This is a genomic window from Corynebacterium sp. H127 (assembly GCF_037482665.1).
Classification (GTDB): Bacteria; Actinomycetota; Actinomycetes; order Mycobacteriales; family Mycobacteriaceae; genus Corynebacterium.
Map to the genome: position 1 here is coordinate 1 of NZ_JBBHKY010000030.1, position 849 is coordinate 849.

At 53.2% G+C, this 849-nt stretch carries 1 pseudogene; it reads left to right on the top strand.

The annotated features are described in order from the left end of the window. Window positions 1–62: 62 nt before the first annotated feature. Window positions 63–849: pseudogene (locus WG936_RS12230) on the top strand (IS3 family transposase); the annotation flags it as partial.

The following is an 849-nucleotide window of genomic DNA, read 5'->3' on the forward strand; positions in this document are numbered from 1 at the left end:
GTGAACTGCTCCCCATTAGTTGGACTGAGAAATCAGTTTCCGACTAGTGGGGAGTTTTTCTTTTGAGAGCACGAAGTTCGTTGAGTCAGGTACAGCGGGAGCAGCTCGTTGAGTTATTTGAACAGGGGCTGGGCTATAAGGCGGCAGCCCATCGTTTAGGGGTTAGCCCCTATCCGGTGAAGAGGCTTGCCCGCCGGTTCAAGCTTCATGGCAAGCTATGCCTTGTGGAGAAGCCAACCAAGCAGCAGTATTCCTTTGAGGTGAAGAAAGACGTCGTTGATCGATTCAACGCTGGCCAGTCCATGATGGAACTCGCCAGGGAATTTGGTTTGTCTTCGGATCAACTGGTCAAGGATTGGGTTCGTGCGTGGCGTGCCGGCGGTGATGAAGCTTTGCAGCCGAAGCCGAAGGGACGCCCGAAAGGTAGTTCACCTGTGAAACCGTTAACTGAGGAAGATCAGTTGCGTCGCGAGGTAGAGAAACTGCGGGCGGAAAACGCGTATTTAAAAAAATTGCGGGACTTGAGGAACCAACGGCGAGGCTAAAAGCCGAGGTCATCGTCATCCTCAAGTCAACTCACCGATTGGACGATCTGCTAGGTGCGGCAGGTCTTGCCCGGTCAACATTCTTCTATCACCAACAACGCCTCACCATGGGCGATAAGCATGCCCAGCTCAAACAAGCAATCATCGAGGTCTTCGAGCGTATGAACCGTCGTTATGGTTACCGGCGGGTGCACGCCCAGCTGCGCCGGGCAGGATGGGTCGTTAACCATAAGCTGGTCTACAAGCTCATGGACCAGCTCGGGTTGAAGTCAAAGGTCAGGGTGAAGAAGAAGTACAACTCGTA